Origin of the sequence: Caldanaerobacter subterraneus, assembly GCF_004345675.1 — a bacterium.
Taxonomy (GTDB): Bacteria; Bacillota; Thermoanaerobacteria; order Thermoanaerobacterales; family Thermoanaerobacteraceae; genus Thermoanaerobacter; species Thermoanaerobacter subterraneus.
The window spans coordinates 32,348-51,953 of record NZ_SLWU01000006.1; the positions used below are offsets into that span (position 1 = coordinate 32,348).

The window sequence follows — 19,606 nt, forward strand, 5'->3', positions numbered from 1 at the left end:
ATTGACAAAAAAGGGCATAAACTTTATAATTGGGTTAACAATGTAAAAGCAAACAATGGGGGACGAAGGAAATGGTAAAAAAAGGGCTCTCAAGAGATAAAAGAGGTAGAGCTGGTTTTGTTTTCGGTGCATTGGGTCCGGGCTATAAGAGTGTTATTAAGCGGCCTCTCAGAAAAATTATTACTTACGGCTTAGTTGCTGGGTTTATATGGGGAGCAGAAAAGAAATATGGTAGAAGGCTTTCTCCTAAGCTTCTGCCTTTTGTGAGGGGAAAAGGTAGAAGGTATTTGCGCTACGCAGAAGTAGCCTTGACACAACTTTACAATTACCTAGTGAATAAGAGGAAAGAGGGGGAAGGAAGTGAAAAATAGAAAAGGTCTTGTGATGATATACACTGGCGATGGAAAAGGAAAGACTACGGCTGCTTTAGGGCTCGCTTTAAGGGCGATTGGGCATGGGCAAAAAGTCTATATGATTCAGTTTATGAAAGGAAGTCCTAATTATGGGGAGATAAAAGCCTCGAAGTATCTTCCAAATTTTGAAATTGTTCAAAAGGGAAGAGATGTTTTTGTGAAGAAAAATGAACCTCTAAAAGAGGATTTGGAGCTTGCAAATGAGGGGTTAGAGCTTGCGAGAGAAATCATTTCCAGTGGAGAGTACGATTTGGTGATATTGGATGAAATAAATGTGGCGGTAGATTATGGCTTGGTAAAAGAAGAAGATGTATTGGATTTGATAGAGATTAAACCTTCTTGGGTTACGCTTGTTTTAACTGGCCGTTATGCGCATGATAGGATTTTAGAAAAGGCTGATATGATAAGCGATGTAAAAGAAGTCAGACACCACTACCAAAATGGGATTGAAGCACAAGAGGGAATAGAGTATTAATCTGGTGAGAGAATAGATAGAAGGATGCTTCTATCTATTTTTTTATTGAGCAAAAATTTCACCATTCGATGGTGAACAAATGTAAATTTACACCAGATGTCCTGTATATTATAATGAGAACTGTAAAGGTTAATAAAAAGGGTGAGCAACAGTGCTTAATTCTCGCGAGAAAAAAATTTTGAAAGTGTTAAAAGAGGCTAAAGAACCTGTTACAGTTTCTGACCTTTCTGCAGTTACAGGAGTTACTACCAGAACGGTAAAAAAGGACATAGAAATTTTGAAGTTAAAACTGGACAGGAATAAAGTAGAGATAATAACCAAACCAGGAGTTGGAGTATGGCTTGAAGAAAAGGACAATAGTGGATATCTTGAAAACGTATTGGGAGCCTTTAGCGAGGTAAAAAACCCTGTTTTTCCGGAAGACAGGGTGTACTATATAGCTAAAAGGCTGCTTGAGACAAATGGATGGATGTCTCTGGAAGACCTCTCTGTGGAACTTTATGTAAGTAAAAGCACTGTTGCTAAGGATTTATCCAAAGTAGAAGAGTTTCTAAAAAAATACGGTTTAAAAGTTGAGAAAAGGCCGAGATATGGGATCAAAGTAAAGGGGGATGAAAAAAATATAAGGCTTGCGAATGCTGAGATTTTGAAAAATATTACTGCTAAACATTCAGAGATAGTCGATGGTACTTTAAAAGAACTTTTGGATGACATAGATTTACTTGCTATTCAGAAGATTATACAGGAGATAGAGGAAGAATACGATTTTATTCTATCTGATATTTCTTTCAAAGGGCTTTTAATCCATCTGGCGATTTCTTTAAAGAGGTTGCAAGAAGGTAAAAAGGTAGAGATGGAAGGGGAAGATTTGGATCTCCTAAAGAAAGAAAAAGAGTGGGAAATTGCCGAGCAGCTCGTGAAAAAAGTAGAAAAACGATTTGGAGTCACAATGGATGAAGCAGAGGTTGGATATATAGCTATGCATTTGATGGGAGCAAAGCTACAGAGCGATATAGAAACAGAGAAGTTGGGGGAAGACTACCTAAAAAAGGTGGACTACAAGCTTTACGTGGTGATGAATGCCATTGTGAAGGACCTCTCGGATGTGTTTGGATTTGATTTTTACAAAGATAAAAAACTGTTGACAGGTTTATTCCTACATTTAAGACCTGCCATTAACCGCTTGAAGAATGGAATTAAACTGGCCAATCCCCTTCTTGAGGAAATAAAAAAGGAGTGCAATGTTGCTTTTGAGGTAGCAATTTCTTTTTGGCAGAGACTACAGAAGTTTTATGAGATTGAGCCGGGGGAAGACGAAATAGGTTATGTGGCAATTCACTTTGGAGCTTCCATTGAAAGACTAAAAGAGAATGCGGGGTCTAGGAAAACGGCAATCATTGTGTGTGCCAGTGGAATAGGGACGGCGCAATTTTTAGCGGCGCGCCTTCAAAAGATCTTTCCAGAAATAGAGCTTTTAAAGGTTTTGTCCTTGGGGAAAGCAAAAAGGATGTTAGATGAACTTTCTCCTGATATTGTTTTGACCACAGTGCCTTTTGAAACTAAAAAGTATAATGTTGTAAGCGTTTCGCCTTTTTTGGAAGAAAAAGATGTGGAAAAAATAAGCCGGTTTTTAAGATCTGAAATCAGGGAAAAGGCGCAGCAAAGAAAATGGAAAATACTAGATTATATAGAGAGTGATTTAAGTATATTTCAGGTAAAGGTAAAAAGCAAAGGTGAGATTATTTTAAAACTGTCAGAAAAATTGAAAGAGAAAGGTTATGTAAAAGACGGATTTTATGAGTCAGTAATAGAAAGGGAGAGTTTTTCCAGTACCGCAATTGGCAATTATGTAGCTATTCCTCATCCTTACTCTGGTTTTGTGACAGTTCCCAAAATTGCTGTTGCTGTTTTAGATGCTCCTATCAAGTGGGACGAGGCAAAAAAAGTGCAATTGATATTTTTAATAGGTTTGGACTTGAGTGTAAAAGAAGATTTCAAAATGATCTTTGAAGAGCTTTCTGATGTAGTAGAAAATGAATCTAAAGTTCAGAAGCTTCTAAAATGCAGAAGCTTCGAAGAGTTTGTCCGGATATTCAGGGCATAAGAGGTGAAATAAAAATGGAGATAAAAGAGGTAATAAATGAAAAGCTTATTGAATTAGATTTTGAGGCTTCAAGCAAAGAAGAAGTTTTGAATCACATGGTGGAAATGTTTTATAAAAATGGAGTTATCACTTCTCCTCAGGAATTCGCAAAAGACGTGTTTGAGAGGGAAAAACTAGGTACTACAGGGGTGGGGATGGGAATAGCAATCCCTCATGGAAAGTCAAAAGCCGTTTTAAAGGAAAGCATTGCAATACTTAAGCTTAAAAGACCTATTGAATGGGAGTCACTCGATGGAAAACCGGTGTCAATGGTGATAATGCTGGCAGTGCCGGAAAAAGATGCTGATACTGTGCATCTCAAGCTTCTTTCAAGACTTGCATATTTTCTGATGGACGATGCCTTTAGAGATGAACTGATGAAGGCAAAAGATAAAAAGGAAATTTTGAAGCTTATTGAAAAAAAGGAACTGGAGGTGGCGTAAAAATGTATATAGTATGTGTAACTTCATGTCCAGCAGGTATTGCCCACACCTATATGGCAGCAGCTAATCTGGAAAAAGCGGCAAAAAAGATGGGAATAGATATAAAGGTGGAAAAGCAAGGGATAGCTGGTATAGAGGATGAATTATCAGAAGAAGAAATTGCAAGAGCTGACGGTGTGATAATAGCTGCTGATATAAGTATAGCACAGAAGGAGAGATTTGAAGGAAAAACTATAATAGAGTGCGGTGTGAGCGAAGCTATTAAAAACCCGGAAGGGGTTATAAATAAATTGATAGAGGAGGTAAAGAAAAATGTCTAAAGTAAACCATGGTGAGCTTATAAGAAAAGCTTTAATGACAGGTGTTTCTTACGTTATCCCTTTTGTTGTCGCTGGTGGAGTGCTCATGACTCTTTCAGTCATGATATGGGGAGTCGATGCAGTAAAAGTAGAAGGTACTGTTCCTTACATCATGAAACAATATGGTGCCTCAATTTTAGGACTCATGGTTCCCATAATTGCAGGTTACATTTCTTACTCATTAGCTGATAGGCCTGGCCTTGCTCCGGGTATGGCGGCAGGTCTAGTAGCTGTGCAGACAGGCGGAGGATTTTTAGGCGGTTTGGTAGGCGGGCTTATTGCTGGGTATGTGATGATGTATATCAAAAAGATAAAAGTTAATAAGACTTTTATGGGAGTCATGAATTTCTTAGTGTATCCTATACTCGGTTCTCTAATAGTTGGAATAATAATGCTTTTTATAATAGGCAAACCGATTGGAGCTATAAACACAGCTCTCACTAACTGGTTAAAAGGTCTGGAAGGAATAAATGCGATGATTCTGGCGGCTATCATCGGCGCTATGGCGTGCTTTGATATGGGGGGACCTGTAAATAAAGCTGCTTTTACCTTCTCGCTAGCTGCAATTCAGGCAGGAATTGGTGAACCATACGCTGCTTTTACTGCTGCTAAAATGGTTCCAGGTTTTGCGATGGCTTTATCAGCACTTGTTTTTCCGAAACTTTATACCGAAGATGAGCAAGAAGCTGCAAAAGCTTCATGGGTTTTAGCGGCGGCAGGAATTACAGAAGGAGCTATTCCTTTTGCTTTAGCAGATCCTTTAACTGTGATTCCTTCTATGATGGTGGGCGGTGCAGTAGCTTCTGCGATTACCAGATGGGGTGGAGCATCTCTATTAACTCTTGGAGGTAGTCTATTTACACTGCCTCTCACAAAAAACGCATGGGCTCTTATACTTGGATTAGTAGTAGGAACAATAGTTGCTGCGCTGGTGGTTTCTTTCTTGAAAGGTTTGAAATACAGAAGGAAGAATGATCTTAAAACTGCCAACGGAGGGAATTAAATGACTACTGTGCACATTATACCGCATACACACTGGGATAGGGAATGGTACTTTACTTTTGAGCAATCAAGAGTGTTACTGGTATACTTCATGGATGAACTTTTGGAAGTCCTTGAAAAAGACCCTGAGTTTAAATATTTTGTGCTAGATGGCCAGGCCGTTATCTTGGAAGATTATCTTGAGGTAAGACCAGAAAATAAAGAAAGAATAAAAAAGTTAGTTGCAGAGGGTAGACTTATTATAGGGCCGTGGTATACACAGACTGATGAATTGCTGGTATCAGGTGAATCTATTGTAAGAAATTTGTACTATGGAATTAAAAAATGCCTTGAATTTGGTGACTATATGAAAATTGGTTATCTCCCAGATTCTTTTGGACAATCTGCCCAAATCCCCCAGATTCTCGGGGGATTTGGGATAAAAAAAGCTGTTTTTTGGCGAGGTTTATCAGAAAGGCATACAAAATATACTGAGTTCATATGGGAATCTCCAGATGGGAGCAGGGTCTTTGCTGTGAATATGCCCATGGGTTACGCTATAGGGAAATACTTGCCACATGATGTAAAAGAAACTCATGAGAGGTTGCTTCTATTGATTGACAAACTTAAAGAAAAGGCCACAAGTGACAATGTATTGATACCAAATGGGCACGACCAGATGCCTGTCCAAAAGGATTTGACTTATCTTGTAAGGGAGCTTAACAAAATAGATAAAGAGAATAAGTATGTGATTAGCAATTTTGACAATTATATAGAAAAAGTTCTAGAAGGCAAAAAACTAGGGGAATTTGAGGTTGTACAAGGAGAGCTAACCCATCAGAAATACATGAGAATTCACAGAGGAATATATTCAACTAGGTACGACCTTAAAAAAGCTAATTTTGACGTAGAAAATCTTCTTGCAAACTATTTAGAACCTATCCTCACTATAGGTTACACTCTTGGCTTACCGTATCCCCAAGGTTTAGTAGAAAAGGCGTGGAAGGAAATATTAAAGAATCATGCTCATGACAGCATATGTTCCTGTTGTACTGATGAGGTTCACAAAGACATGGAATGCAGATTTAAACAGGCAAGTGAGATTGGTAAAAGTTTGTTTGAACTGACTCTTAGAAAAATTTCAGAAGGTTTGCCAGAGGTCTCTGGAAGAGAGCAGCTGCTGGTTTTTAACACTCTTCCTTATTCAAGAGATGGGATTTTAAGGGCGATACTTTATACTGATAAGGATAAGTTTAGAATATATGACGGCGAAGAAGAAGTTAAGTATCAAGTTCTCAACAAAAAAATCGTAGATATGGGTAAAAAAGATCGAAGGATTGCAGCCAGAGGGGAAAAGTTGTTTTTAAACGAGGTAGAAGTACTAGTAGAGGTTCATAATGTTCCTCCTTTGGGGTACAAGACTCTCTATGTAGTACCTCTTGAAGATGGAGAACCAGGAGAACGCGTAGAAGTGCGGAATTCCTCTGTCATAGAGAATGAATACTATAGGATAAAGGCGAATAAAGACGGCACAATAGACTTATGTGACAAAGTGAACAATTTAAAGTGGGAAAGATTGATGGTTTTTGAAGATGGAGGAGATGCGGGAGATGAATACAATTACTCTCCTCCTGAGAGAGATTATGTGATTTATTCTACAAATAATGAAGAGGTATCAATAAAGACAGTTTGTGGAGCTTTAAACCAACAGATAATAATTGAAAGGAATCTGAGAGTGCCCCGGAATTTGGAAGAAAGAGAAAAAGGTGTTACAAGTGTAGAGATACCAGTAAAGATAGAAGTGTCATTGGAGAAAGGGAGCAGGATAGTAAAAGTAAAAATTAATATACACAATAAAGCTTGTGACCACCGATTGAGGCTTTTATTTAAAACAGGTATAAAAACAGAAACTTCTTTTGCAGATCAGCAGTTTGGAATAATTGAGAGAAAGAATAAACTTCCAGAAGAAGATTTCTGGAAAGAAGAAAACTGGCAGGAGAAACCCCTTCCTCTCTATCCTATGCAGAGCTTTGTCGATTTGAATAATAAAGAGTACGGATTTGCTGTTATAACTTCAGGGATAAAGGAATATGAGATAATTGGAGAAAAATTTGACACAATTGCGATTACTCTTTTCAGAAGTGTGGGGTATTTAGGTAAAAGAGAGTTGCTTTACAGACCTGGAAGGCCATCGGGGGTTGAGGTAGAAACGCCTGATTCTCAAATGTTGAGAGAGATGGAATTTGAGGTATTCCTTTATCCGCACAGAGGAGATACTATTGAAGGGAAAGTTCCTCAAATTGCAAAAGAGTGTCAAGTTCCCCTGATATCCTATCAAAGGCTTCCTTATAATGTCTTTGTGATAAGTGAAGTAGAGAACAAATTACCCCTGAATTATAGTTTATTGGAAATTGAGGGAGATGTGATATTGAGTGCTTTCAAAAAAGAAGAAAAAGGTGATGGTATAATTTTGAGACTTTATAACCCTTCTCTTGAGAGAACTGAGGGTGGGAAAATTAGGGTTTTGCAGGGGAAATGGGAAAAAGCATTTGTTACAAACTTAAAAGAAGAGATTTTAGGGGAAGCAGAAAAAAGTGAAAAAACAATAGCAATAGGGGAGTTAAATCCCTGCCAGGTAAAGACCTTTAAATTGGAGTAAGGGCGTGAGAGAGATTTTCTCACGTCCTTGTTTTATACCTTCTTTCACGGTATAATAAAAAGGTACAAATTAAGATTTGGAGGAATACAGCGATATGAAAAGTGCGACTGCCAAGTTATTGCTCACACTTGTTTTTGTTTTGCTAATTTTAGTTTTGTCTGTAACCTACGGGAAGGAAATTACACTTCTTGTGAGCAATCCTGAGAAATTTAGAAATTGGATAAACAGTTTTGGGAATCTAGGTGTTTTGGTATTTATAGGTATACAGGTTTTTCAAGTGGTAGTGTTTGTAATACCGGGAGAAGTGGTGCAAGTCGCAGGTGGATACCTTTATGGTACGATTTTAGGGACTTTGTACTCTGTAATAGGCATTACACTAGGCTCTCTTATTTGCTTTTCAATTGCTAGGATTTTGGGATATGATTTTGTGAAAAACATTGTGTCGGAGGAGAAACTTAAAAAATTTGACTATATTATAAACAACCCTAAAGGAGAAATAGTTTTGTTTTTGTTATTTTTCCTTCCAGGAATGCCAAAGGATGCTCTTTCTTACATCGCTGGCATTACTCCTGTTAAGTTTTACAATTTCTTTATAATAACTCTTTTTGCAAGGCTGCCGGGCATATTCTTTTCTGCCTATATAGGGTCAAATTTGGGAAGTAAAAATTATCTTATGGCTGGCTTAGTGGCCATTGTAGCGCTAGTATTGTTTTTGGCAGGAGTGTATAAAAGAGATGTGATTATTGAGAAATTGAGAAGGATATGAGATAAGGATTTCATAAATAGATTTTCTTGTGGTATAATTGTTATTGTATTACAAAAACAGGGGGGAATTATATGTACCTTTTAAAAGGCGGAAGAGTTTACACAATGACTGGGAAGGTTTATGAGAAGGGAGATGTGCTTATAGATGGTGATAAAATTGTCGATGTAGGAGAAGACCTAATAGCTCCGCTCGATGCGGAAGTGATAGATGTTACAGGGCTTACCGTGATGCCAGGACTCATCGATGCTCACACTCATTTGGGTATGTGGGAAAATGCAGTCGGCTTTGAAGGGGCAGATGGAAATGAAGCAACAGACCCTGTGACGCCTCAATTAAGAGCAATTGACGGGGTAAATCCGATGGATAAGTATTTTGAGGAAGCCTATCAGGCGGGGGTTACAACTGTTGCAACAGGCCCTGGCAGTGCAAATGTAATAGGAGGTCAGTTCGCTGTAATAAAGACCTATGGGAAAAGGATAGACGACATGATTGTGAAAGAACCTGCGGCTATAAAAGTGGCATTTGGAGAAAATCCTAAGGCTACATACAACGAACAGCACAAAATGCCCACCACAAGAATGGCTGTGGCTGCATTACTTAGGCAGGCTCTTGTGAGGGCACAGGAATACATGGAGAAGATGGAAAAAGAGGATGAGGATAAAAAACCGGAGAGGGACTTAGGCCTTGAGGCTTTGGTGAAAGTTTTAAAGAGGGAAATTCCACTAAAAGCTCATGCCCATAGAGCAGATGATATCTTTACTGCTTTGAGAATTGCAAAAGAGTTTAATATCGATATAACGCTTGACCACTGCACAGATGGTCATTTGATTGTAGATGAATTAGTGAAGGAAAATGCAAAGGTCATTGTGGGACCTTCTCTTTCAGAGAGGTCAAAAGTTGAGCTTGTGAATTTGAGTTTTAAGACGGCAGGGGTTCTGTCTAAAGCCGGCCTTCTTGTCGCTATAATGACAGACCATCCTGTAATTCCTATAAACTATCTGACGCTTTGCGCGGCTTTAGCTGTCAAAGATGGAATGGATGAAATGGAAGCTTTAAAGGCTATAACCATAAATCCTGCTAAAATACTCGGCATTGACGACAGGGTAGGGTCAATTGAAAAGGGCAAAGATGCTGATATTGTGGTCTTTGATGGGCATCCCCTTGAAGTTAAAACTAAAACCAAGTACGTCTTTATAAATGGAAAGCTGGTACATAAAGCCTGAATAAAAAGGGTGGCATTTTATTGAAATGTCACCCTTTTTATTACAAATTTATTCTTAAAAAATTTTTTTTATTCATGAACTTTGCCGAATATTTATTTTTATTCAGCTGTTTTCTGAAATTTTGCCGTTTTTTCTACCTTTAGTATGCAGTTTGAATAATTATTTAAACCTTCAGATTATTTTTATACAAAACGTTTACACTAATTTATCGGGTTAAATTGCAAAAGTCCAGTTAATGCTTTATACTATATGCTGAGGAAAGATGTAGAGGGGGTAGCGAGGTTGCAGTTACAGGTCAATTCAGAAGTTGGGAAATTGAAAGCAGTGCTTCTCCACAGGCCCGGTAAAGAATTAGAAAGACTTACTCCAGAGTTTTTGAATGAGCTTTTATTTGACGACATCCCATGGCTTAAAAGGATACAGGAAGAGCATGACAGATTTGCAGAGACCTTAAAGGAAAATGGAGTTACTGTATACTACCTGGAAGAGTTGCTTGAAGAAGTGTTAGAGGATGATGGAATAAAAGAGTTTTTTATATACGACCTTGTCTCTTACATGAATACCTCTCTGGAGATTAAGAAAACAATTACAAACTTTTTGAGAGAAAAAAGTCCAAAAGAGCTGGTACACTATGCTATCGCCGGGCTTTTGAGAAAAGAGCTTTCTGAAATAAAGCCTCAAACTCTGGTAGACTATGTGTACGAAGATTCTCCTTTTTTCATTCCTCCTCTGCCCAACTGCTATTTTATGAGAGACCCTGCAGCAGTCATAGGAGATGGGATAGTGGTAAGCAGCATGAAGACAAATGCTAGAAAAAGGGAGGCAATGCTTGTAAAGTACGTTTTCAAATATTCCAAGGAGTTCAGGGGAAATCAAAATCAAATGCTTTACGATTACAAGGCAGATTATCCAATTGAAGGGGGAGACATACTAGTTTTAAACAAAAAAGTTGTGGCAATTGGCATAAGTGAGAGGACATCTCCTCACGCTGTGGAAGAAGTTTCATCCTCTCTTTTAGAGAGAGGAGAGGTTGAAAAGATTATTGCCGTTGAAATACCTAAGAAGAGAACTTTTATGCATTTGGATACAGTTTTTACGATGGTGGATATGGACAAATTCTTAATATACCCGAGCATAAAGGAAAAATTAAAAGTGTACACAATAACTAGAGGAGAAAATGGGAAAATAAAGGTTAAAGCAGAAGAAAATTTTGTAAAAGTTCTGGAGAATTCTTTGGGGCTTGATAAAGTGACTCTAATAGAGAGTGGGGGAGGTGATGAAATAACAGGGGCGAGAGAACAGTGGAATGACAGTACTAATACATTGGCTATTGCTCCAGGGGTTGTGATGGCTTATAACAGGAATGAAATAACTAACACGACTTTGAGAGAGCACGGTATAAAAGTGGTGGAAATAGAGGGTTCTGAGCTTGTCAGAGGGCGGGGAGGCCCAAGATGCATGTCTATGCCTCTTTTAAGAGAGGAAATCTAAAAAAGCTTTGACTAAAGGATTGAGGATAAGATAAAATATTTTAAGGCAAATTTACAAAAGGAGGATGGCTATGGCATTCAATTTAAAGGGTAGAAGTCTTCTTACTTTAAAAGAGTACACTCCACAGGAGATAAGGTATCTTTTGGACATTGCGAAACAGGTAAAGGCGGAGAGAAAGGCTGGAATAGTGCATCAGAGGTTTGTAGGTAAGACTATTGCTTTGATATTTGAAAAAAGGTCAACGAGAACTCGCTGTGCTTTTGAGACTGCCTTTGGAGAAGAAGGAGGGCATCCGGTATTTCTGTCTACAGATGACATACAGTTAGGGGCAAAAGAGTCAATTGAGGACACCGCAAGAGTTTTAGGCAGAATGTTTGATGCGATAGAGTTCAGAGGTTTCAAGCAGGAGACAGTGGAGATCCTAGCTAAGTATGCCGGGGTCCCTGTATACAATGGTTTGACTGATGAGTATCATCCAACTCAGGTGTTAGCCGATTTGATGACAATAGAAGAGGAATTTGGCAGTTTAAAGGGAAGAAAACTTGTATTTGTAGGAGACGGAAGAAACAATATGGCTAATACTCTGGCTATAGGTTGTGCAAAAATGGGCATGCACTATGTGATAAATTCACCAAAGGAGCTCTGGCCTTCGGAGTCCTTTATAAAGGAAATTAAAGATATGGCCGCAGAAAATGGAGGAACTTTCGAACTCACAAGTGTACCTGGAGAAGGTCTTGAAGGAGCAGATGCCATCTATACTGACGTGTGGGCTTCAATGGGAGAAGAAGCAAAGGCAGAGGAAAGGGAAAAGCTTTTAAGACCATATCAGGTGAATGAGGAAATGATGAAAAAGACAGGAAGAGATGACACGATATTCTTGCATTGTTTACCGGCGGTGAAAGGGCAAGAAGTCACTTTTGAGGTTATAGAAGGCAAGCAATCAAGAGTTTGGGACCAAGCAGAGAATAGAAAACACACCATTAAGGCTGTTCTGATTGCTACTTTGCTTTAATTTAAACTTAGGGGAGAAAGGTATGAGAGAGAGAGTTGTTGTGGCTTTAGGAGGCAACGCCCTGCAGGATGTGAACACCCCTCCTACTGCAGAGGCGCAGATGGAAGTCGTGAGGAGGACAGCTGGGTATCTTGCTGATATTATTGAAAGAGGATATTCCATAGTTATAACCCATGGAAATGGGCCTCAGGTGGGCAACATAGTGATACAGAATGAAGTGGCATCGAAGATTGTACCTGCAATGCCTTTTGATGTGTGTGGCGCAGAAAGCCAGGGAATGATAGGCTATATGATACAGCAGGCTTTGGGAGAAGTGTTGAAGGAGAGAAATATAAAAAAAGAAGTTGCTACTGTAATAACTCAGGTGGTAGTTGATAAAAACGATCCTGCATTTAAAAAGCCTACTAAGCCGATTGGGCCTTTTTACACAAAAGAAGAAGCAGAAATACTCATGAGAGAAAAAGGCTATGAGATGGTGGAAGATAGTGGAAGGGGCTATAGGAGAGTTGTTCCTTCCCCTGACCCTAAAGAAATAGTGGAAATTAACACGATAAAATTGCTAGAGAAAAATGGCGTAATAGTTATAACAGTGGGAGGAGGAGGAATTCCGGTTATTAGAGAGAATGGCAAATTAAAAGGAGTTGCAGCAGTAATTGACAAAGATTTGGCTTCTGAAAAATTGGCAGAGGATATAGATGCAGATGTGCTCTTGATTTTAACAGCTGTAGAAAAAGTTGCAATAAATTACAACAAGCCAAATCAAAAGTTTTTGGACAGGATGACAGTTGAAGAGGCTATAAAGTACATGGAAGAGGGACATTTTGCTCCTGGCAGCATGTATCCCAAAGTAAAGGCTGCAGTTAGATTCGCAAAGTCAAAAGTGGGAAGGCGCGCAATAATAACTTCTCTGGATAAAGCCGTAGAGGCTTTAGAAGGCAAAGCAGGGACTGTGATAACCCTGTAGAAAAAATTTTGTAAAACTATTGACAAACAAATAGAAAGGTGAGAAAATAAAAATAACCAATTGAATATTTGATTGAAAGTAAAATCTTCGGGGCAGAGTGGAATTCCCGACCGGCAGTGAAAGCCTGCGAGCCGCATATGCGGTTGACTCGGTGAAATTCCGAGGCCGACGGTAAAAGTCCGGATGGGAGAAGATTTACTTTTTTGTGCCTATTTGTGTAAATTATTTGTAAAAAACCCCTGAAGATTTGTCTTCAGGGGTTTTTTAATAGAAAAAGCAAAAGTTGGAGGTGTATTTATGGAAAAAGTTAAAACACAAGCTTTAGTAAAGGTAGGTTTTCTTTCAGCTACAGCTTTTATCTTGATGTACTTAGAATTTCAGGTGCCGCTATTTCCGGGGTTTTTGAAGCTTGACTTGAGCGATATACCTGCACTGGTAGCTTCTTTTGCGATTGGACCTTTGTATGGGGTGATGGTGGAGCTTATAAAAAACATACTGCACGCAACAATTACTCAATCAGGAGGTATTGGAGAAATAGCCAACTTTACGGTAGGATCAATTTTTGTGGCAACTGCTGGTTTAATATATCACCTCAATAAAACTCGCAAAACTGCGCTAATCGCTATGGCTGTTGCAACTTTGGTTATGTCGGTTTCTGCTTCTTTACTCAATTATTACGTGTTTTTGCCCTTATACCAGAAGGTCATGGGATTTCCTATGGATGCCATAATAGGGATGGGTAAGATGGCGAATAAAAGGATTGTGGATTTAAAGACTTTGATAGCTTATGGGATTTTACCGTTTAATCTTTTAAAGGGCTTCGTCATTTCTGCGATTACATTTTTGATTTACAAAAAGATTTCTCCACTTTTTAAAGCTTAGTTTAACCCTCTTCCATGAGGGTTTTTATTTTTTACAAAGTTAGTATATAATAAAGTTATAAGCTGTATGAGGTGACAGGGCGGATGAAAAAATACATCTCAAAGAGCATGGAAGATACCAAAAATTTAGGGGAAAAACTTGGAAAATTGTTAAAAAAAGGAGATATAGTGCTTCTCTATGGAGATTTGGGCAGCGGGAAGACGGTTTTTGCAAAGGGGATTGGGAAGGGATTAGGTATTGAAGGTGAAGTGACAAGTCCTACCTTTACTTTGGTCAATGAACACCATGGAAGAGAGAAATTTTATCATTTTGACCTTTACAGGATTGACGATTACGCTGAGCTTTACGAGATAGGATATGAAGAATATTTTTATAATGAAGCGGTGTGCGCAGTTGAGTGGCCAGAAAGGCTGGGGCCTCTTATTCCAAAGGAGAGGCTAGAAGTGCTCATTGAAAAAGGTGAAGAGGAGGATTTGAGAATTATAACTTTAAACGCTTTTGGGAAAAGATATGAAGAACTGCTAAAGGAGATGGATTGATGAAGGTTTTGGCAATTGAGTCTTCTTCCAGGACGGCTGGAGTGGCATTGGTGGATGATAACGGGATAGTTGGCGAGTATTCAATAAACTACCTTAAGCATTCTGTAATTTTGATGCCAATGATAGATGAACTTTTAAAAAGGTGCGGTGTTTCAATAAGAGACATCACTCATATAGCTGTCTCTGAAGGGCCAGGATCTTTTACAGGTTTAAGAATTGGAGCAGCAACAGCAAAAGGATTGGCTCATGCACTTAACATCCCTGTGGTAGGAGTGTCTTCTCTTCTGTCTTTAGCATACAATGTCAGTGAGTTTGATGGATTGATTTGCCCAATACTGGATGCTTTAAATGGGCAGGTATACGGAATGCTGGTTAGGGGAAAAGATTTTGAGGTGATTGAAAAGCAAGATGTCTATTCCATAGAAGAGATTTCTAAGATTGTTGAGAATTATTCCGATAAAGTTTTATTTGTGGGAGAAGGAGTAAACGTCTATAAGGATAGTATCTATGAAATATTGGGAGATAGAGTTTTATTTGCTAAGGATAAAGACAACATGGCAAGGGCTTCTTCTTTAGGAGAGATCGCTGTCTTAAAGATAAAGAAAAACGAAATAATAAACTTTTTCGATTTTAAGCCTGTTTATATAAGGAAGTCTGCTGCGGAGATTCGATTTGGGGGCGAGGGGAGTTAATTGATGGAAGTTATTATAAGGCCGATGACAGAAGATGATATAGATGAAGTGATGGAGATAGAGAAGTTGAGTTTTGCTACACCATGGTCTAGAGAAGCTTTTGTGGGAGAGGTTACAAAGAACAGCTGTGCAAGGTATATAGTGGCAGAGGTTGATAAAAAAGTTGTGGGATACGCTGGCTTTTGGGTGGTGCTGGATGAAGGGCATATAACAAACATAGCGGTTCATCCAGAGTACAGAGGTAAAGGAATAGGAAGCAGATTAATGGAAGGGTTGATTGACCTTGCTAAGAAAAACGGTATTACCTCTATGACGCTTGAAGTTAGAGAGTCTAACTTAGTTGCCCAAAACCTCTATAAAAAGTTCGGCTTTAAAGCTTTAGGCAGAAGGGAAGGATATTATCAGGATAACAATGAAGATGCTATAGTGATGTGGAAATACGATTTGTAGTGGTGGTGGAAATGGCGAAAGACATTGTAATTTTAGGAATAGAGACTTCCTGCGATGAAACGGCTGCGGGGGTTGTGAAAAACGGAAAAGAAGTGCTTTCAAATGTCATATACTCTCAAATAAATGTGCACAAAAAGTACGGCGGTGTGGTGCCTGAAATTGCATCAAGAAAGCACATTGAGGCGATTTCATTTGTGGTAGAAGAAGCGCTCAATGAGGCGAAGCTAAGCCTTAATGAAGTGGATGCCGTAGCTGCTACATACGGGCCGGGGCTTGTAGGCCCTCTTTTAGTTGGTTTATCTTACGGTAAAGCTTTAGCCTATGCTAAAGGGAAACCTTTCATCGGAGTTAATCACATTGACGGGCACATTGCAGCAAATTATATAGGTGGTAATTTAACGCCGCCTTTTGTTTGTCTTGTAGCATCTGGTGGACACAGCCATATAGTTTATGTGAAGGACTATGGGGAATATAAGGTAATGGGGAAAACTTTGGATGATGCAGCTGGAGAAGCTTTTGATAAGGTGGCTAGGGCATTGGGATTGGGATATCCCGGAGGTCCGGCTATTGAAAAAGCTGCAAAGCTTGGGAATATGGAGGCGATCGAGTTTCCAAAGTCTTTTATGGAAGAAGGAAATTTTGATTTCAGTTTTAGCGGGGTAAAGACTGCTGTTTTGAATTACCTCAACAGGCAGAAGCAAAAGGGAGAAGAAGTAAATATTTATGACGTTGCCGCCAGCTTCCAGAGAAATATAGTGGAGGTTTTGGTGAAAAAATTGGTGGAGGCAGCGAGGTTTAAAAATGTCAGCAAAGTTTCCATAGCAGGAGGTGTTGCTTCTAACGGCTTCTTAAGGCAAAAATTAGAAGAGGATGCGAAAAAGTTTGGGCTTTCTGTCTATTATCCTGAAAAAATTTATTGCACAGACAACGGTGCAATGATAGCTGCAGCTGCCTATTACGATTTTGTAAAAGGAAAATTTTCAGGGATGGATTTAAATGCCATTCCATATCTCAAAATTGGGGAAAAGTGATTGTTAGAATTGGGGAAAACTGTCGATAAAGCAGAAGTTTTGATTTTTTCTGGTTGTGGATAACTCTGTGGATATTGTGCTTAACTATATTTCATTTCATTTACTGGAATGAAATGAGAAAAAAATTTATTAAAAATTAAATGTTAAGGGGGATAAAAATGAAAAACATTTTAATGTTTACAAAAGTGAAAGAGGACTACATAAAGGAGATTAAAGACATCATGAAGGACTATAAAGTTTTGCATATAGAAGAGGCAAAAGAAGAAGACATTAAAAACACAGAAATTATTATAAGCTTTGATTTTGAATTCCAGCCCAATATTGTAGACAGAACTCCCAATTTGAGATGGATTCATCTTTTGACCGCTGGAGCAGATACTTTGCCTTTTGAAAAGCTCAAAGAAAAAGGGGTAGTTGTTACTAATTCGAGAGATGTTCATAAACATCAAATTTCCCAGCAAGTTATAGGGTATATGCTGATGTTTGAAAGAGGACTACACATTTTTGTCAGAAATCAGATGAAAAAGATATGGGACAGGTCTGTTGAAGTTTCAGAACTTACAGATAAAATCGCTCTTATAATAGGGGTGGGTAGTATAGGGGAGGAGATTGCAAGATTACTCAGAGAGCTTGGAATGAAAGTGTATGGGATAAGAAGTTCTGGGAAACCTTCTCCGTATGTAGAAAAAATGTATACCTCTATTGAAAAATGTGATATATTGCCATTAGCAGACTATGTAATATCTATCCTTCCTCTCACAAAAGAAACATATCATTTGATAGGGAAAAACGTTTTTGACAAAATGAAGAGTGATAGCTTCTTTATAAATGTCGGAAGAGGCAAAGTGGTGAATGAAGTGGACCTTATAAATGCCCTCAAAAACAAGACTATAAAAGGAGCTGCATTAGATGTTTTTGAAGAAGAGCCTTTAAAAGAGGGTAGTCCCTTGTGGGAGATGGAAAATGTTATAATTACTCCTCACATTGCAGGAATTACACCTCATTATATGAAAAGGGCAATGGAAATTTTGAGGGAAAATCTTATAGCCTACAAAGAAGGAAGGACGATGAGAAATATAGTGGATTTGGACAAGGGTTATTAAAAAGCGGGTTTTTTTACCCGCTTAATTTTTCCCATTCTTCATACATTTTTTCTAATTTTTCTTTTAGGGTATTATATTCCCTTTGTATTTCTACAATTTCGCCTGTTTTATAAATTTCTACCTCACACATCTTTTCTTCTAAGTATTTTATCCTTTCTTCTACTTGATAAATCGAATTTTCGAGATTTTTTAGGTATTCCTTTTGCTGTTTTAACTTAAGTCTGGCAAGTCTTTCTTTTTGCCTTTCATTTTTTATTTGCGTTTTTGTCTTTTTAGCTGTTTCTTCTTGCTTTGTCTCTAACTGTTCTTTTTTCGCTATATAGTAGCTGTAATTGCCTAGGTATATTTCTAGGCCGTCAGGGTTTAAAATCATGACTTTTGTTGCAATTTTATCTATAAAATATCTATCGTGGGATACAAATAGTAAAGTTCCTGAATAGTCTAATAAAGCTTCTTCTAGCGCTTCTTTTGCTTTTAAATCTAAGTGATTTGTCGGTTCATCCATCAATAAAAAATTGGCCTTTGAGAGAAGAAGCTTTAGTAAAGAGAGCCTTGCTTTTTCTCCACCGCTTAATGAAGAAATAGTTTTAAATACCTCTTCTTCTTTGAAAAGAAAAGAGGCTAATAAAGTGCGCACTTCTGTTTGAGTAAGATATGGATTTTCATCCCATATTTCATCTAATACTGTTTTTTGAGGATTTAGACTTTTAAATTCTTGTTCATAATAGCCTATTATCACGTTTGTTCCAAACTTCACTTCACCTTCAAAATTGTCAATTTCTCCTGCTAATATTTTTAAAAGAGAGGTTTTGCCTACTCCGTTGGGCCCTAGAAGGGCAATTTTTTCTCCTCTTTTTATCTCAAAAGATACATTAGAGAAGATTTGTCTGTCAAACTTAAGGGAGAGATTTCTTACTGTTAACACATCATTTCCACTCTTTAAATCAAAATCAAAGTGCAATTTAATGGAGTTATTATTTATCATTGGTTTTTCTATTATTTCTATTTTCTCTAAAAGTTTTTGTTTACTTTGCGCCATTTTTACTGACTTTTCAGTTCGACGATTTTTTTGAACCTCTATAATTGATTTAATCCTTTTTATTTCTTTTTGCTGTTCTTCATAAGCTTTTAGTCTTGCCTCTGTTTCTGCTTTTTTTCTTTTTAAGTATTCTGTGTAGTTGCCTTCGTATACATTTAAGCGGTGACTTTCAATTTCAAATATTCTATTTACAATTTTATCTAAAAAGTATCTGTCGTGGGATATGATTAAAACGGTACCGGTGTAAAATTTAAGATATTGTTCCAGCCATTCTATTGAGTTTATATCCAAATGGTTAGTGGGTTCGTCTAAAAGCAGAACATCTGGATTTAATAGAAGTGTCTTTGCTAACATGAGACGGGTTTTTTGACCGCCGCTTAAAGCTGATACAGGCGTATCAAATTGAGACATGTCAAACCCCAATCCGTTCAAAACGCCTCTTACTTTACTTTCTACAGAATAGCCTTCTAATTCTTTGTACTTATCCAGCAAAAAGGAATATTCTGCCAAAAATTTATCTAGCAAATTGGAATTTGCTGTCTGTGAAATTTTTTCTTCTAAAAGTTTAATTTCCATTTCTAGTTGAAATATTTCGTCAAAAACTGATTTTACTTCCTCATATATGCTTTTTTCAGAATCAATTACTGTATTTTGTTTCAAGTATCCGATTTTATTTGCAAAAACAGAAACTGTACCACTATCAACTTCAGTAATGCCAGCTAAAATATTAAAAAGGGTAGATTTTCTAGCCCCATTTTCACCAATTACTCCTATTTTATCACCTTCGTTGACTATAAAAGAAATATTTTGTAGAATTATATCGACACCGTAGCTTTTTGTGATGTTGTTTGCTATTATTACTGCCATAGTTTAAGACCTCCTGTTCATATTAAATATATCAAAAAAATTTCTTTTATAAAAGGGCTAAATTTACTATAACT

Annotated in this window: 19 protein-coding genes and 1 riboswitch; of the genes, 18 read left to right on the forward strand and 1 reads right to left on the reverse strand. The window is 37.8% G+C overall.

All coding sequences use genetic code 11. The annotated features are described in order from the left end of the window. Positions 1-71 precede the first annotated feature (71 nt). The 18 genes from EV203_RS03800 to EV203_RS03885 all read left to right on the forward strand — a co-directional run bounded on the left by EV203_RS03800 (position 72) and on the right by EV203_RS03885 (position 17,626). Complete coding sequence (locus EV203_RS03800) at positions 72-371, forward strand: hypothetical protein (protein ID WP_132039195.1); 300 nt, start codon at positions 72-74, stop codon at positions 369-371. Further along, positions 361-888, forward strand: a complete 528-nt coding sequence (gene cobO, locus EV203_RS03805) for a cob(I)yrinic acid a,c-diamide adenosyltransferase (protein ID WP_011024952.1) — start codon at positions 361-363, stop codon at positions 886-888. Before EV203_RS03800 ends, cobO begins: the two co-directional genes overlap by 11 nt. Before the next feature lie 151 nt (positions 889-1,039). Next, positions 1,040-2,992 carry a BglG family transcription antiterminator gene (locus EV203_RS03810; protein ID WP_132039197.1) on the forward strand — a complete coding sequence of 651 codons (1,953 nt, stop codon included), beginning with the start codon at positions 1,040-1,042 and terminating at the stop codon, positions 2,990-2,992. Beyond that, a complete protein-coding gene (locus EV203_RS03815; protein WP_243700572.1) occupies positions 2,950-3,474 on the forward strand; it encodes a PTS sugar transporter subunit IIA in 525 nt (174 codons plus the stop codon). The genes EV203_RS03810 and EV203_RS03815 overlap by 43 nt, the downstream gene beginning before the upstream one ends. Before the next feature lie 2 nt (positions 3,475-3,476). Beyond that, positions 3,477-3,794: a PTS fructose transporter subunit IIB gene (locus EV203_RS03820; RefSeq protein ID WP_132039199.1), complete on the forward strand. Its 318-nt coding sequence runs from the start codon at positions 3,477-3,479 to the stop codon at positions 3,792-3,794. Beyond that, positions 3,787-4,836 carry a PTS fructose transporter subunit IIC gene (locus EV203_RS03825; protein ID WP_132039201.1) on the forward strand — a complete coding sequence of 350 codons (1,050 nt, stop codon included), beginning with the start codon at positions 3,787-3,789 and terminating at the stop codon, positions 4,834-4,836. Before EV203_RS03820 ends, EV203_RS03825 begins: the two co-directional genes overlap by 8 nt. Further along, on the forward strand, positions 4,837-7,473 hold the full coding sequence (locus EV203_RS03830) for a glycoside hydrolase family 38 N-terminal domain-containing protein (RefSeq protein ID WP_132039203.1): 2,637 nt from the start codon (positions 4,837-4,839) through the stop codon (positions 7,471-7,473). It begins immediately after the preceding gene. Between the two features lie 94 nt (positions 7,474-7,567). Next, complete coding sequence (locus EV203_RS03835) at positions 7,568-8,239, forward strand: TVP38/TMEM64 family protein (RefSeq protein ID WP_132039205.1); 672 nt, start codon at positions 7,568-7,570, stop codon at positions 8,237-8,239. 71 nt (positions 8,240-8,310) lie between these two features. Next, positions 8,311-9,462 carry an amidohydrolase gene (locus EV203_RS03840; RefSeq protein ID WP_132039207.1) on the forward strand — a complete coding sequence of 384 codons (1,152 nt, stop codon included), beginning with the start codon at positions 8,311-8,313 and terminating at the stop codon, positions 9,460-9,462. A gap of 282 nt (positions 9,463-9,744) precedes the next feature. After that, on the forward strand, positions 9,745-10,953 hold the full coding sequence (gene arcA, locus EV203_RS03845; RefSeq protein ID WP_243700573.1) for an arginine deiminase: 1,209 nt from the start codon (positions 9,745-9,747) through the stop codon (positions 10,951-10,953). 70 nt (positions 10,954-11,023) lie between these two features. Continuing rightward, positions 11,024-11,965, forward strand: a complete 942-nt coding sequence (gene argF / locus EV203_RS03850; RefSeq protein ID WP_132039211.1) for an ornithine carbamoyltransferase — start codon at positions 11,024-11,026, stop codon at positions 11,963-11,965. Positions 11,966-11,987: 22 nt separating this feature from the next. Continuing rightward, entirely contained in the window at positions 11,988-12,929 is a 942-nt protein-coding gene (arcC, locus tag EV203_RS03855; protein WP_011024959.1) for a carbamate kinase, read from the forward strand. A 79-nt stretch (positions 12,930-13,008) separates the two neighbouring features. Next, positions 13,009-13,128, forward strand: a riboswitch (FMN riboswitch). A 98-nt stretch (positions 13,129-13,226) separates the two neighbouring features. Continuing rightward, positions 13,227-13,811: an ECF transporter S component gene (locus tag EV203_RS03860; RefSeq protein WP_132039213.1), complete on the forward strand. Its 585-nt coding sequence runs from the start codon at positions 13,227-13,229 to the stop codon at positions 13,809-13,811. A gap of 83 nt (positions 13,812-13,894) precedes the next feature. Then, positions 13,895-14,350, forward strand: a complete 456-nt coding sequence (tsaE, locus tag EV203_RS03865) for a tRNA (adenosine(37)-N6)-threonylcarbamoyltransferase complex ATPase subunit type 1 TsaE (RefSeq protein WP_132039215.1) — start codon at positions 13,895-13,897, stop codon at positions 14,348-14,350. After that, entirely contained in the window at positions 14,350-15,042 is a 693-nt protein-coding gene (tsaB, locus tag EV203_RS03870; RefSeq protein ID WP_009611185.1) for a tRNA (adenosine(37)-N6)-threonylcarbamoyltransferase complex dimerization subunit type 1 TsaB, read from the forward strand. Before tsaE ends, tsaB begins: the two co-directional genes overlap by 1 nt. 3 nt (positions 15,043-15,045) lie before the next feature. After that, on the forward strand, positions 15,046-15,492 hold the full coding sequence (rimI, locus tag EV203_RS03875) for a ribosomal protein S18-alanine N-acetyltransferase (RefSeq protein WP_132039217.1): 447 nt from the start codon (positions 15,046-15,048) through the stop codon (positions 15,490-15,492). Between the two features lie 11 nt (positions 15,493-15,503). After that, positions 15,504-16,523, forward strand: coding sequence for a tRNA (adenosine(37)-N6)-threonylcarbamoyltransferase complex transferase subunit TsaD (gene tsaD, locus EV203_RS03880; RefSeq protein ID WP_132039304.1), 1,020 nt, complete (start codon positions 15,504-15,506; stop codon positions 16,521-16,523). Between the two features lie 158 nt (positions 16,524-16,681). After that, the gene (locus EV203_RS03885; protein WP_132039219.1) at positions 16,682-17,626 is read left to right on the forward strand and encodes a D-2-hydroxyacid dehydrogenase; all 945 of its coding nucleotides are present in this window, start codon (positions 16,682-16,684) and stop codon (positions 17,624-17,626) included. Positions 17,627-17,639: 13 nt separating this feature from the next. Here the strand turns inward: EV203_RS03885 and EV203_RS03890 are convergent, their stop codons facing one another. Beyond that, positions 17,640-19,532 (reverse strand): ABC-F family ATP-binding cassette domain-containing protein, encoded by a 1,893-nt coding sequence (locus EV203_RS03890; RefSeq protein WP_132039221.1) that lies wholly within the window; start codon positions 19,530-19,532, stop codon positions 17,640-17,642. Positions 19,533-19,606: the final 74 nt, after the last annotated feature.

Coding starts and splice junctions, on each gene's coding strand:
- EV203_RS03830 (WP_132039203.1), top strand. CDS start 4,837: ATGACTACTGTGCACATTATACCGCATACACACTGGGATAGGGAATGG.
- EV203_RS03820 (WP_132039199.1), top strand. CDS start 3,477: ATGTATATAGTATGTGTAACTTCATGTCCAGCAGGTATTGCCCACACC.
- EV203_RS03815 (WP_243700572.1), top strand. CDS start 2,950: ATGCAGAAGCTTCGAAGAGTTTGTCCGGATATTCAGGGCATAAGAGGT.
- EV203_RS03890 (WP_132039221.1), bottom strand. CDS start 19,532: ATGGCAGTAATAATAGCAAACAACATCACAAAAAGCTACGGTGTCGAT.
- EV203_RS03835 (WP_132039205.1), top strand. CDS start 7,568: ATGAAAAGTGCGACTGCCAAGTTATTGCTCACACTTGTTTTTGTTTTG.
- arcC (WP_011024959.1), top strand. CDS start 11,988: ATGAGAGAGAGAGTTGTTGTGGCTTTAGGAGGCAACGCCCTGCAGGAT.
- tsaE (WP_132039215.1), top strand. CDS start 13,895: ATGAAAAAATACATCTCAAAGAGCATGGAAGATACCAAAAATTTAGGG.
- rimI (WP_132039217.1), top strand. CDS start 15,046: ATGGAAGTTATTATAAGGCCGATGACAGAAGATGATATAGATGAAGTG.
- tsaD (WP_132039304.1), top strand. CDS start 15,504: ATGGCGAAAGACATTGTAATTTTAGGAATAGAGACTTCCTGCGATGAA.
- tsaB (WP_009611185.1), top strand. CDS start 14,350: ATGAAGGTTTTGGCAATTGAGTCTTCTTCCAGGACGGCTGGAGTGGCA.
- EV203_RS03860 (WP_132039213.1), top strand. CDS start 13,227: ATGGAAAAAGTTAAAACACAAGCTTTAGTAAAGGTAGGTTTTCTTTCA.
- EV203_RS03825 (WP_132039201.1), top strand. CDS start 3,787: ATGTCTAAAGTAAACCATGGTGAGCTTATAAGAAAAGCTTTAATGACA.
- argF (WP_132039211.1), top strand. CDS start 11,024: ATGGCATTCAATTTAAAGGGTAGAAGTCTTCTTACTTTAAAAGAGTAC.
- EV203_RS03800 (WP_132039195.1), top strand. CDS start 72: ATGGTAAAAAAAGGGCTCTCAAGAGATAAAAGAGGTAGAGCTGGTTTT.
- EV203_RS03840 (WP_132039207.1), top strand. CDS start 8,311: ATGTACCTTTTAAAAGGCGGAAGAGTTTACACAATGACTGGGAAGGTT.
- EV203_RS03885 (WP_132039219.1), top strand. CDS start 16,682: ATGAAAAACATTTTAATGTTTACAAAAGTGAAAGAGGACTACATAAAG.